We start from the raw sequence: 12,658 nt of genomic DNA, 5'->3' as shown, positions 1-12,658 counted from the left end.
AATGGGCGTAACGAACACGCAAGACAGCTGGAATGAGCTTTCATCGGATGAGCTACTGGTGCTTAGACGATGCTTTATCTGGTACGCGGGACAGCCCATGAAGGAAGAAGAACCTATACAGCTTACCCGGGGAGTGTTAAGCGGAGTCGAAACGAAACTGGCACTACGTGGATTACGTGCCCGAGGCTGGCTGGAGGCTGTTACCAAATCGTGGGGCGAACGAATTTTATATATTCCGGTTCATCGGCTACCGGATCTGTACGATATGTTGTTAGAGCAAAATCCAATGAACATGATGCATTCGGATCATCCGATAACGGTACATGAATCAATGTCAGGCCTGGAGTCGGAATTGCTGCATGCGTTGTCACGTATTGCGGTACAAGGCGTCCCTTTGACGGCCAAAGGAACCATACATAAGCGATCATTGCAAAAATTGAATGAACTGACCCCCTTTCGCCCAGATGACCTGATGGGTCTTGGGTTGCATTATGCGCATGCAGAGCTGTATCCAGTGCAAACGGTGGTAATGATGGATTTGCTACTCAGTTTGGGGCTGTTAGTGAAAGAAACTGTGTCTTTTCGCATTCAGGAAACGGAACTGGCGACTTGGATTCGTTTGTCTGCTTGGCAAATGCGCAAGCATATTTTTGCTACACTCATGGAAAGATACGGCAAGGCCGAAGCGTCTATGCAGCATTTTCGCTATATGCTGTGTGCCGTCTCCCAGTATGTAGGAACAGAAGGGTGGATATCTATCAAGTTTCTGCTGCAATGGATGCTTCAGGTAGGCCTAATCCAGCATGAGAGTACGAGCAGAGCGGATTCCAAGAATGGTGCCCTTTTAGACCTTGTTCCTACAATCTCAAATCCGGAAGGGTTTGCGAGAGAAACGGGTTCTGATTTTAATTTCAATGAACCTTTCATGGAGGAATTGAAGGGTTGGCTGAAGGCTCTGACTGCTTTTGGAATGGGTGATTGGGGCCAGACTGTATCGGGCGAACTGTGTTTTCGCTGGAATGTATCTGTGATAGATATGCTTCGTCCCAATAATTATGAGGATACACATCCAGAGCAAGGTGCTTTTTATGTACAACCTGATTTTGAAATATTGGTTCCACCAGATGTGGCATATGACGTGCGCTGGCGACTGGAATGCTGCTGTGAACGTGTGACAGGAGATCGGATGGTAGTATACCGGATCACCAGAGAAAGTGTTACAGAGGCAATCGAGTTAGGGATGGAAGCCAAAGCAATTCCTGCTCTTCTGGATAAATACAGCCGAACAGGTGTGCCTGATCATGTACGTATGGCGGTAGAACAGTGGGCAGGTGATGTCGGACGGACCGCTTTTGCAAAGGTAACACTTTTGCGATGTGGCACACAGGAGGATGCAGACATAGTTGCACGCCATCCCGCGCTGGAAGGATTACTGGAACGGCTGGGCGATAGGGACTTTATTATTCCGGCAAGCTCTGCTGTCAAAATACGAAAAACGCTTGCTGCAATTGGATTAGGCCCACGTCGTGAACCGGAAGGTGTGGACGAGCCAACTCATCATTATCCATTGATTTCGGAAACAGAGAATTCAGGCAGTCCCAACAGTGAAATGGAGTCCGACCCGATTCAGGCCCGTCCTATCTTTTCCCAAGAGGGAAGAGCAGGTTTGGTTTATACAGGGCGCACGCTGCATTTTTACGAACAAGAGCACATGTTGCCTGATCCGTCTGACTATTTTCCAGAAAGATCTACAGTCCCCTCCTCATGGACAAAAGAATGGAGGAGTTACCATACTTCCACTGCCCGGCAGTTGATCGAGCAAGCGATCCGTTGGCAGGCCGCTGTGGGATTGCGAATCGGTGGGAAAGAGGTTAAATGGATACCGGAGGCGGTGGTTCCCGGTGCGCCATGGAGTGTCACAGGCTGGTACGCCTCAGGAATGGATGACGAAACACCTTCTCAAGCGAGCTTACAGCCAAGTGAATGGTCAGACATGCGGCTACTGGTTCCTTTTACATAGTAGAGCCAGGAAGTGCATGAAACTCCTTCTTCTCAAAAGAAGGATGTGGTATGATAAATGAGTCTACTTTTACTGGGTAGAACTTTATATAAAGTGAGATGAACATTCATGAGCGTAGCCGAATTGAATACGGTCAATATGGCAGAAGTGCTTATTAACGCCTATGAATTGGGCGATATGGTCAACCGATCCTTTGAGGTATCGGATTATTTATATTGGAAACAGCGTGTGGAATTGAATCCGTCTATTCAGGCGTGTGTACGCAAGCTGGATGCCAAAAAGGAGCTATTCGCGGAAACGGAGCGTTTTGGGCATTTTCATCCGAACTATCATGAAGCGAAGGATGCAGTGCAGGTCGTTGAGCTGGAACTGGAACAATTCGTGGAGGTTAAGGAGTTCAAACGAGCCGAAAAGGCGCTGGATGATATGCTTCATGCCATGTCTGAAACGATTGCATATTCCGTGTCCGAGACCATTAAGGTGCCGAGCAATGATCCGAATGTGAAAAAGGGCGGATGTGGCAGCGGAGGGAAATGCTCCTGTGGATAGGTCATAGGAATGATACCGAGTGGAGGGGAGATGAAGCGAATGTTTGCCGAGCGGACAGGGTACATCATTTGGGTAAGCGATATCAAGGCTGCCCGCAATCTGGAGAAATACGGAAATGTCCACTTTATTTCAAAGCGTATGCATTATGTAGTTATATATATGAATGCGGATCGGGCAGAAGACACCGTTAAAAATATTCGTAGACTTTCCTATGTGCGTAAGGTCGAGCGTTCTTTTCGAAATGAGATTAGGACGGAGTACAACGACGATAAGGAAAAGATGAAAGAATATGAAATATAAGTTTCTAATATCTATAAATTGTAAAATATTCTTAAAAGGTCAGCCTACGGGCTGGCTTTTTTTTGTAAAGTCAGGACTTTTGCATAATGGTCTTAATGCTGTTAGACCTAAAAAATCTTTAAAAACCGCCCATAAACTTCAATTTTGTAACTTGTAGTCCCGGGTCTGTTGAGGTAACATATGAATATATTGGTAGATATAAAGACCTATCTGGTGGGGAGAGTGATCCCGTGCGTGACAAAGCAATGCAGCGATGGAGTACATACGAACCGTTCTACGTGGAGATGGGCGATAAAAAAGTCGCCGATATCGTGATTACAAATCATGCGAAAACTCGCTACTTAGATCGAATAGAGCAGAAACAGTCCGAGACGAATCATATCGCCGCCTGGCTTTGGGAATGCCTGAAGCAAAACAGGATGGAGTCCTACTATCATAACGAAGAGGATGTATATTTAATTGATGGTGATCTGGTCGTCGTGGCCGAATTTGGAGAGTTGCCCGGCGAGATGGATATTGCGGGGAATCCGCTTCACAAGATGATTGTCATTACCTTTTTGGGTCGAATGTCGGAGACCATTGAATTAAGGGATTTGAAGTCATACTATTCATGGCTACGCCATTCGCGACGCATGACACTGATGAAAAGCACTCGTAAGCAAAAATAGACGGTGATTGGGCGGTCGGCTCTAGATGAAAAAATCTCCGAATTTATGATTACCGTCAATTTTGAGTAGAAAGTATGCAGTTATCAGCTGCATGCTTTTTTTATTTCCAGCAATAAAACTCCCCCAATTCAGTAGGTTTACTTGGAAATGCTTCGACAGATGTTTTTCTTATGGTAAAATAGAGAGATCAGAGGGGAGAGGGCTGTCAGTATGAACTTTCATCAGTTGCACATTTTTTATACCGTAGCGGAGCGTGGGAGCTTTTCGGCGGCGGCACAAGCGCTGCATATGACACAACCTGCGGTGACGATGCAAATTCAGTCTTTGGAAGATTATTTCGGCACGAAGCTGCTGCAACGTTCGACTAAAAAAATCGAGCTTTCAGAGGCGGGAGCGACACTACTACCTTTTGCGAAAAAAAGCATGCAACTGATTAGGGAAGCTGACGAGGCGATGTCTGCTTTTACTCACATGCTGGAGGGAAGATTGCATATTGGCGCCAGCCTAACGATTGGTGAGTATATTGTACCAAGAATGTTGGGGCCGTTTGGCCAGGAATACCCTCATATACGCATGGCAATGAATGTGATGAATACGACTCAAATTATGGATGATATACTAAAACATCAGTTGAATTTAGGACTGATTGAGGCCCCAGTCCAGCATCCGGATATCGTGGTAGAACCTGTAATGCAGGACGAACTGAAACTGATTGTGCCTTCAGGACATGCGCTGGCCAAGGCTAAAAAAGTGGTTCTGGAAGATGTGTTTAAGCATCCCTTTGTAGCCAGAGAAAAGGGATCTGGTACACGTCAAGTGATAGAAGATGAGCTGAAAAGTCGTGGTGTGGATGCCTCTCGACTTGGTATTGTAATGGAGATGGGGAGCACTGGAGCGGTTAAATCGGCGGTGGAGGCTGGACTGGGTATTACCATGCTATCACCTTCTTCGGTGAAGCATGAAGTTGCGCTCGGTTTGTTGAAAATTGTGAACATTTCAGATATCACGTTCAAACGAGAATTTTATGCAATTCATTTGAAGTCGGCGTTGTTGCCGATTCCGGTAGTCACCTTCCTGTCTTACTTGCGTCGTCATGATCAGGGAACGGACGTGCTGAGGGACTCGCAGGACGAGCTGGCGAAGGTGAAAGAGAAGGGGGATGTATAATGAAGGAGCAGATTAACGTAAAACGATATGATTTACATACACACACCCAAGCATCTGACGGCATGCAGCCACCCGCAGATAATGTGCGCTGGGCCAAGGAAAAAGGACTGGCAGGTGTGGCCATTACAGATCATGATACGGTAGCTGGTCTGGAGGAAGCTCTGAAGGAAGGAAAACGCATAGTAATTACTGTGGTGCCAGGAGTGGAAATTAGTACTCGAGCTGGCGGTAAGGATATTCATATACTCGGTTATTTTATGGATTACCGCAATAAAGTGTTTTTGGAGCGGTTGGAAAAGCTTCGCCAGGCGCGGGATACCCGTAATGATTTGATTTTGAGTCAATTGCGTAGTCTGGGCGTGGAAATCACACTGGATGAAGTGGTGGCTACGATGGGCAGACCGCTGGCACCAGATGAAAGCATTGGACGTCCACATATGGCAGATACGCTGGTTCAAAAGGGATATGCGAAGGATATGCGGGATGCGTTTGACCGTTACTTGGCGGAAGGAGCACCCGGATATGTGTCTGTACCCCGTGTAGAGCCTGCGGAGGCCATAAACTGGATTCGTGAAGCAGGAGGGGTTCCTGTGGTGGCTCACCCTGGCTTATACGGAAATGATGAGCTGGTTCGCTCTATTATAGAGGAGGCGAAGCCTGTGGGCTTGGAGGTGCGACATTCGGACCATGATGCTGAGGCTGAGAGCCGATATACTGCGATGGCGGCACAATATGGGCTCATTGCAACTGGCGGCTCGGATTTTCACGGTGCACGCCAAGGTGTTATTTTCCACGGTGATCTGGGTAGCCGTAGTGTGGAAGATCAGGTTGTCGAGGAATTGAGGAAGGCTGCTGTTGGACAAAAGTAAATAAAAAGCCCCTTGCCTTATGCATGGAACACAAGAAGTGTATCGTGCAAAGAACAAAGGGCTTTTTTTGTGGATTCAATAGGCCGGTGGGACTTAGCCGTTTTTGATGCGATTCGGCAGCTTTTTGACCAGTTCCTCATCGGGTGTAATGAAGAGCGTACGCTGATGGTCGTAGATGACAAAGCCGGGCTTGGCTCCGCTGGGCTTACGTACATGCCGAATCAGGGTGGCGTCCACAGGCACACTGCTGGACTGCTTGGCCTGGCTAAAGTAGGCGGCGAGTTGAGCTGCTTCCTCCAGCGTCGTATCCCCGAATTGCTCAGCACGAATAACGACGTGTGACCCCGGAATATCCTTTGTGTGCAGCCAGGTGTCATTTGGTCCGGCCAGTCGATTTGTCACATATTCATTTTGCAAGTTGTTTTTGCCGACCAGTAACTCGATACCTTCGGATGATGTATAGACGTGCAGGGTTGGACGGTCGTTTTTCTTCTTTTTCTTTCCTTTTTTGACCCGATCTCTGAGATAGCCCTGCTGAACCAGTTCTTCACGTATTTCCTCAATGTCATTCATAGAGGCGTGGGCTAGCTGCTGAAGAAGATTGTCCATATAACGGATTTCTTCGTGCGTTTTCTCCAGTTGTTCGTCAATGACAGCCAAGCTGTTTTTATATTTGTTGTATTTTTTAAAATACCGTTGTGCATTATCCGATGGGTTGAGTAGCGGGTCCAGTGGGATGGTCATTGGACGCTGTTCCTCATCATAAAAGTTGGTGAGCGTCACTTCTTTGTCCCCTTTTTTCACCTCATGCAGCGAAGCGAATAGCAGCTCTCCATAAACGCGAAATTGATCCGCATCTTCCGCCTCGGCCAAATCCTGATGGAGATAGTCGAGTTTTTTTACGTTTTTACTCCGCTCGTTTTGCAGAAACCGCAGTAGGTCACTGACCTTTTGCTTAACTGTATCCCGTTCTGCTTTTTCACCGAAGAAGTCCTCCATACACTCACTGATAGTAGCGTACTCCTTACGTTCTTCTTGGATCAACGTCAGTGGAATGGCTGAAAATATCACTTTTTCTTGTGCGTTTAGTCCAGATACTGGCTGAAAACGATGATTCCGCACGTCATCCATGATGTGACTGAATGTCCTCCATAGTGAACGATCACTATCACCAGATACTTCATTAGTTACTCGAGTTAGTATCTCTTCAGCAATGAGGGGACTGAGTCCAGTAAAAGTGTTCACGATCCAGCGTTTGGGAGCTTCTTCGGCCTCGATCGCTGTTTGATACGAGGATATGAAGGCTGCCTCTTCCGTTTCTAATGGATTCAGCTTGTTTTGTGCAGGAGGTTCCGTGTATTGAAAGCCAGGCATAATGACCCGATAGCTGCTGATAGACGGTGTGACATGATGAATGCCATCCAGCATCACGCCTGTTTCCGGGTCAAGCAAAATAATGTTGCTGTGTCTACCCATCAGTTCAATGATAATTCGTTTGAGTGAAATATCTCCCAGTTCATCACGTTGACGTATATCCATGTGAATAATACGCTCCATGCCCACCTGCGTGATTTTCTCAATAACGCCTCCTTCGCAATGCTTGCGAAGGAGCATGCAAAACATAGGGGCTTCTGTCGGATTAAGAAAGCTTTGTTCTGTAAAATGTACACGCGGGAAGGTCGGATTAGCCGACAGCAGCAGCTTTACGCTTCCGCCTTGTGCCCGCAGATTCAGCACGATATCTCGATCATTTGGCTGATGTATTTTATTAATGCGCCCGCCCCGGATGCCTTGCAGTTCGTGTACGATAGCGCGGGTTACGATTCCGTCCAATGCCATAATTATGTTCTCCTTTGAAGCAAATGTATTTTCGCCTTCCTTCTATGATACATAACTTTGGGACAAAACTTAAGCGGCTTTGTGATATTTCAGGTCCTGTCCGAATAGATTGAATCTAGAAAGTCTGTCCAGCTTATCAGCAATCGCGGCACAAAAATATAATAACGGGCAGCCATCCTACGCACAACCGACGGAAACGGACTATCTGACCGGGAGGGAATTGGGGAGAATGGAACAAGCACACTGGCACCAATTAAGCAATGAACAGCTTTCAACAAGTCTGGAAGTCGACCCGAAGCAGGGTCTTTCGGAGGAACAGCTTGCGGAACGAAGAGAAAGGTCAGGATGGAATGAGCTGAGCGAGGGGAAGCGAGTTTCGGCAATCTTGCTGCTGCTCAATCAGTTCAAGGATTTTATGATGCTTGTATTGATGGGAGCGACCCTGATATCCGGACTGCTTGGCGAATATTTGGACGCGATTACCATTATTGCTATTGTTGTACTGAATGGAATTCTCGGCTTTGTACAAGAATTCAGAGCTGAGCGTTCATTGCGAGCTTTGAGACAACTGTCGGCCCCAACCGCCAAAGTGTTGCGGGGCGGCAAACGAATTCAAGTTCAGGCCAGAGAACTGGTGCCGGGTGATATTGTGCTGCTGGAAAGTGGTGATCGCATTCCCGCAGATGTAAGGTGGTTGAGCACGAACGGCTGTGATGTAGAGGAGTCTGCCCTGACAGGTGAATCAGTTCCGGTGAGTAAGCATTGCCGCCCTATTCATGCCGCCGAAGTACCACTCGGGGATCAAAAAAACATCGGTTTTATGGGCACGATGATGACCAGAGGAACCGCACAAGGAATGGTTATACGTACAGGTATGAGTACCGAAATGGGTAAGATCGCAGACTTGATTGAAAATACGGAGTCGCAGGAGACACCGTTGCAGCACAGATTGGAGCAATTGGGCAAAATTTTGATTATCGTAGCGTTGGCGCTAACGGTGCTCGTTGTCGTAGCAGGCATTTTACATGGACAGCCAGCCATGAGCATGTTCTTGGCTGGAGTGAGCTTGGCTGTGGCGGCTATACCGGAAGGGTTGCCAGCTATTGTGACGATTGCGCTCGCATTGGGTGTGCAGCGTATGATTAAACGAAAGGCGATTGTACGTAAGCTGCCTTCTGTTGAAACGCTCGGCTGTGCATCTGTCATTTGTTCCGACAAAACGGGTACCCTGACCCAAAATAAAATGACAGTCACCAAGCTATGGCTGGACGGTCGTTTCTGGGGAGTTACGGGAGAGGGCTATGACCCACACGGGCATATTATGGACAGAGACCTTCCTGCCGATCTTAAAAACGGACAATCTCTGCGTAGACTACTGCAAGCCAGTGTGCTTTGCAACAATGCGGAAATTGTTCAAGCCGATACAGAGGAGCTACGTTCGAAAAAGAAAACCAAAGAGCCGACGCCGTCCGCCGTTTGGGAGCTGAAGGGTGATCCGACGGAAGGAGCGCTGATCACGTTAGCTGCCAAGGGCGGAATCACGCGACAAGGGCTATATGAGCTGTACACAAGGGAACGAGAATTTCCTTTTGACTCGGATCGGAAGCGAATGTCGGTACTCGTACGCCACCAGGGAGGACACATTGTCTTTGCCAAAGGTGCCCCGGATGTACTGCTGGGTCAGTGTTCCTATATTTTATGGGAAGGAAATGTCGTTCCGTTAACGGGTACGCTGCGCCAAAAGGTACTGGCGGCTAACGAAGGAATGGCCTCGGAGGCGCTACGTGTACTTGGTGTCGCTTACCGTGATATTCGCTCGCATGAGCGTGTCTCCACGGTTGAGGAGGCTGAAGCACAGCTGATCTTTATTGGGCTGACAGGCATGATTGATCCGCCACGTCGTGAGGTTCGCGAAGCCATTGGCAAGTGCCGTCGTGCTGGCATTCGCACTGTGATGATTACCGGAGATCACGGTACAACTGCAGAGGCCATTGCACAGCAGCTGGGCATTCTTCAGCGCGGATCCCATGTGTTGACAGGACAGGAATTGTCTGCGATGGATGATGCGGCGCTGGACAAAGCCGTTGATACCGTCTCTGTGTATGCACGAGTTTCGCCGGAGCACAAGCTACGGATCGTTAAGTCGCTGCAAAGACGCGGACATGTCGTAGCCATGACCGGAGATGGTGTCAATGACGCTCCAGCGATAAAGGCGTCGGACATCGGTATTGCCATGGGCATTACGGGGACGGACGTGACCAAAGAAGCGGCTGCGCTTGTTCTGAGTGATGATAATTTCTCAACCATTGTAGCCGCAATTGAGGAAGGACGGAATATTTACGAGAATATCCGTAAATTTATCCGTTATCTACTCGCCTCCAATGTTGGTGAGATTTTGACGATGTTTTTTGCCATGATGGCCGGGCTGCCATTACCTTTGTTACCGATCCAGATTTTATGGGTGAATCTGGTGACAGATGGCCTACCAGCGATGGCTTTGGGGGTGGACCAGCCAGAAAAGGATCTCATGGAGCACAAACCTCGTGGCGCAAAGGAAAATATTTTTGCTCGTCGATTGGGCTGGAAAATCATTAGTCGTGGCTTGTTGATTGGTTTATGTACGCTAGCGGCCTTCTGGCTGACATTACGTATTGCACCGGATGACGCAGGACAATTGATCAAAGCACAGTCCGTTGCCTTTGCTACGCTAGTCTTGGCACAGTTAATTCATGTATTTGATTGCCGCAGTTCCCGTTCTATTTTCCATCGTAATCCGTTTCAAAATAGTTATCTCGTGCTTGCCGTGCTCTCCTCCGTAGTGCTGATGCTGGTGGTTATGTACGTGCCTGTGCTGCAACCTATTTTCAAAACGGTACCGCTTGGATTGCGTGAGTGGGCGCTATCCATTGTGGCAGCCGGGATTCCTACGTTTCTTATGGGAGCGGGAAGTGTATGGGGCGGTCGACGCAACCGTCGTCGCGGCGGAAATACACACTTTTCAGCAGGACGTACGAAGTTTTCAGCCTAGTAATCGGATCATGCATACCGCATCGCTTTCCCACTATTGCCCTGTATGATATCATGGGATCAAAGCTTCATGAGGAACATGATATCAGCAGCAACGGCGGAGGTAAGCTATGGAATTCACAAAAATGAACGGTCTAGGTAATGATTTTATCGTTTGGTTTGGGCATCAGGATTTGCCGTCTGACGCCTCGGAATTAGCTGTTCGGCTATGTGATCGACATTTTGGTGTTGGCGCCGATGGGTTGGTATATATATTGCCGTCAGAGAAAGCGGATTTCTGCATGCGCATCATTAACTCGGACGGCTCGGAGGCCGAGCAATGTGGTAATGCTATCCGTTGTGCTGCCAAATACGTATATGACCGTAAACATATCAACCGTGAACAGATCACGATCGAGACTCTGGGCGCAGGTGTGCAGCAGGTGGAACTAACTGTAGAGAACGGACTTGTTCGTATGGTGAAGGTAGATATGGGAGAGCCGATTCTTGAGGGTTTGAAAATTCCAACTACACTAGAGCGGACTAGCGTAATTAACGAGCCTATTGAAGCTGGAGGAAGTGGTTTTCGCTTTACGGCTGTATCTATGGGGAATCCGCACTGTGTCATTTATGTGGAGGATGCGCCAAGCTTTGATCTGGAAGCCTGGGGGCCGAAGCTGGAATGCCATCCGTTGTTCCCTAAAAAAACAAATGTTGAGTTCGCCACGGTACGTAGCCGGAAGCATATAGATATGAGAGTATGGGAGAGGGGAGCCGGACCAACGCTAGCTTGTGGAACCGGAGCCTGTGCTACGCTTGTTGCTTCTGTACTAAACGGATACAGCGACCGTCACGCCATTGTAAGTCTGAAGGGCGGCGATCTGGATATCGAATGGAGCGAGGAAGATAATCACATATATATGACGGGCCCGGCTGAGCTCGTGTACGAAGGTCGTCTGTTCTGAATCATGTGAATTATAAAGGTAGCGTGTAACTGGCCTATGAATCGTATAGAAGTGAGTGAAAAGAAGACCTTAGAGGTCTTCTTTTTTTGGACTTACATGCCCCTGTATACAAGGAATACGATGAAGAAGGCAATATTCTGTCTTTTTTTGGCGCCTGAACGATGTATAATATAGAAAATGAAAAAACAATAAGGAGGCCGTTCATAGTGCGGAAATTTCGTTGGATTTCAGCAGTTGTAGTCCTCATATTTGTAGCCACCGCGCTTCCGGTTCAGGCGGCGACCATTCCTGCTGCCGCGGAAACGACGGATAAGCAGGTTGGCTCGCTAACTCCGACAGTGGTAAGCCGTTTAGAAAAAGCGGTGCAAGAACTCATTGGTTCAAAGACAGCATTTCAATTTGACGATGTGACAGATATGGGGAAAACCTGGATTGTAGAGGGCGAACTGGAAGACGGAACTGCTACGTTGCAGACAGAATATAATAAAGAAAAAAACAGAGTGGATTCTACAACCATACGATATAAAATAAGCAGCTTGGGAAAGGCGATGAACGCGCCACTCAAGACGAAAGTGCTAAACAGCGCCAAAGCGTTTGACAGCAAGCGTCCTCTGCAATTTGAAGCATTTTGGCGGGTCAAATCCCCTTATCAGTCCAACAAGCCTTCAAATTACTGGGTGTTTTGGGGTGCAGGAGAACAGGCTTCCTCGTTGTATGTGGATGTGGATCGAGGTAACGCTATTACCATCAACGCGGACTATGCCCTGAAGCAGGTGGACCCTGTGTTACTGAACCGTGCAATGAACACATTTAAGCGTGTGAGTGGACAGCGAATCAAGGTACAGCACGCTTCACGGTACAAGGACGAGACGAAGGGACTTTCATACTGGTCGTTTGAGGATGCAAACGAGGCGAGTGAGGTCAAAATTAGCGCGGTAACCGGTAAAGTGCTGGCCGTATCCACCTATGGGGTAGACTGGAACGATGACGCAGATTTCAAAAAAACATTTGCAAGCCCGAAATATACTGCCTCAGAAGCTTTGAAGCTAGTCAAGCCCAAGGCTCAGATGTTGTTTAATATCAATTTGACCGGTTATAAAGTGAAAGTTCAAGGGAATCAATATACGTTCTCCAAGCAGCAAAAGGGAACGGATTCTATTGTGGCTAAAGTGAATAAAAAAGGGACTTTTTACGCTTACTCTCTCCATTCTTCCGATGGGAAAATGTAGTAGGAAATAGAAAAGATAAATTAAGCCGCTTCACTCCTGATATCAT

General features: G+C 47.8%; 10 protein-coding genes. 9 read left to right on the top strand and 1 reads right to left on the bottom strand.

Annotation, left to right across the window (positions count from 1 at the left end):
• The first annotated feature begins 1 nt into the window (after position 1).
• From G9G54_RS08950 to G9G54_RS08925, 6 genes are all read left to right on the top strand, one after another.
• Positions 2 to 2,020, top strand: coding sequence for a helicase-associated domain-containing protein (locus G9G54_RS08950; RefSeq protein WP_165177386.1), 2,019 nt, complete (start codon positions 2 to 4; stop codon positions 2,018 to 2,020).
• A 108-nt stretch (positions 2,021 to 2,128) separates the two neighbouring features.
• A complete protein-coding gene (locus G9G54_RS08945; RefSeq protein WP_061829012.1) occupies positions 2,129 to 2,569 on the top strand; it encodes a YlbF family regulator in 441 nt (146 codons plus the stop codon).
• A 39-nt stretch (positions 2,570 to 2,608) separates the two neighbouring features.
• On the top strand, positions 2,609 to 2,869 hold the full coding sequence (locus tag G9G54_RS08940; RefSeq protein ID WP_023989316.1) for a YlbG family protein: 261 nt from the start codon (positions 2,609 to 2,611) through the stop codon (positions 2,867 to 2,869).
• A 230-nt stretch (positions 2,870 to 3,099) separates the two neighbouring features.
• Entirely contained in the window at positions 3,100 to 3,537 is a 438-nt protein-coding gene (locus G9G54_RS08935) for a hypothetical protein (RefSeq protein ID WP_023989315.1), read from the top strand.
• A 210-nt stretch (positions 3,538 to 3,747) separates the two neighbouring features.
• A complete protein-coding gene (locus tag G9G54_RS08930; protein ID WP_165177384.1) occupies positions 3,748 to 4,704 on the top strand; it encodes a selenium metabolism-associated LysR family transcriptional regulator in 957 nt (318 codons plus the stop codon).
• Positions 4,704 to 5,573: a PHP domain-containing protein gene (locus G9G54_RS08925; RefSeq protein ID WP_165177382.1), complete on the top strand. Its 870-nt coding sequence runs from the start codon at positions 4,704 to 4,706 to the stop codon at positions 5,571 to 5,573. Before G9G54_RS08930 ends, G9G54_RS08925 begins: the two co-directional genes overlap by 1 nt.
• A 93-nt stretch (positions 5,574 to 5,666) precedes the next feature.
• Here the strand turns inward: G9G54_RS08925 and G9G54_RS08920 are convergent, their stop codons facing one another.
• Entirely contained in the window at positions 5,667 to 7,412 is a 1,746-nt protein-coding gene (locus G9G54_RS08920) for an Rqc2 family fibronectin-binding protein (protein ID WP_165177380.1), read from the bottom strand.
• A 229-nt stretch (positions 7,413 to 7,641) separates the two neighbouring features.
• Between G9G54_RS08920 and G9G54_RS08915 the strand changes: the two genes are divergently transcribed.
• The 3 genes from G9G54_RS08915 to G9G54_RS08905 all read left to right on the top strand — a co-directional run bounded on the left by G9G54_RS08915 (position 7,642) and on the right by G9G54_RS08905 (position 12,612).
• Positions 7,642 to 10,440 carry a calcium-translocating P-type ATPase, SERCA-type gene (locus tag G9G54_RS08915; RefSeq protein ID WP_165177379.1) on the top strand — a complete coding sequence of 933 codons (2,799 nt, stop codon included), beginning with the start codon at positions 7,642 to 7,644 and terminating at the stop codon, positions 10,438 to 10,440.
• Positions 10,441 to 10,549: 109 nt separating this feature from the next.
• Complete coding sequence (gene dapF, locus G9G54_RS08910; RefSeq protein WP_165177377.1) at positions 10,550 to 11,383, top strand: diaminopimelate epimerase; 834 nt, start codon at positions 10,550 to 10,552, stop codon at positions 11,381 to 11,383.
• Positions 11,384 to 11,589: 206 nt separating this feature from the next.
• On the top strand, positions 11,590 to 12,612 hold the full coding sequence (locus tag G9G54_RS08905; RefSeq protein ID WP_165177376.1) for a hypothetical protein: 1,023 nt from the start codon (positions 11,590 to 11,592) through the stop codon (positions 12,610 to 12,612).
• Positions 12,613 to 12,658: the final 46 nt, after the last annotated feature.

Origin of the sequence: Paenibacillus sp. EKM212P (assembly GCF_011066115.1) — a bacterium.
Taxonomy (GTDB): Bacteria; Bacillota; Bacilli; order Paenibacillales; family Paenibacillaceae; genus Paenibacillus; species Paenibacillus polymyxa_B.
The sequence above is the reverse complement of the archived record's forward strand: the minus strand, read 5'-3'. Positions and strand labels throughout refer to the sequence as shown.